1 pseudogene is annotated in these 416 nt (G+C 48.6%); it reads right to left on the bottom strand.

Annotation, left to right across the window (positions count from 1 at the left end):
• Positions 1 to 344, bottom strand: a pseudogene (locus ACH1XZ_RS23205) (transposase); the annotation flags it as partial.
• Positions 345 to 416 lie beyond the last annotated feature (72 nt).

Raw genomic sequence — 416 nt, 5'->3', positions numbered from 1 at the left:
CGTCCTGCAGGCCTGGCGTAAACTCATGGCAAATTGTGCCGTCAGATAGCTGACGAGTTCACGCTTTATCGCTGGTTTTAAAGCTTTTTTTCGATGACGTCTTTCAGTGCCCGGCACTCAAGGCTGAGATCAGCAAACATCTGTTTCAGACGTCGATTCTCATCCTCAAGGTCTTTGATTTTTTTAATATCGGCCGCTTCCATCCCGCCATATTTTGCCTTCCAGTTGTAATAACTGGCTTCCGAAATAGCGGCCTCACGGCACACATCCTTGACGGTACGTCCGGCTTCGACGGACTTCAATACGGCGATGATCTGGTGTTCAGTGAATCGGATCTTACGCATAGCGATCTCCTCAGGGGACATAATCAGTATGTCGGAAGATCTCTAAAAGTGAATGGGTCGTTTTGCCGGGAT

This window comes from Kluyvera chengduensis (assembly GCF_044197065.1).
Taxonomy (GTDB): domain Bacteria; phylum Pseudomonadota; class Gammaproteobacteria; order Enterobacterales; family Enterobacteriaceae; genus Kluyvera; species Kluyvera ascorbata_C.
Note: the sequence above shows the minus strand (reverse complement) of the source record. Positions and strands in the feature narration are given on the sequence as shown.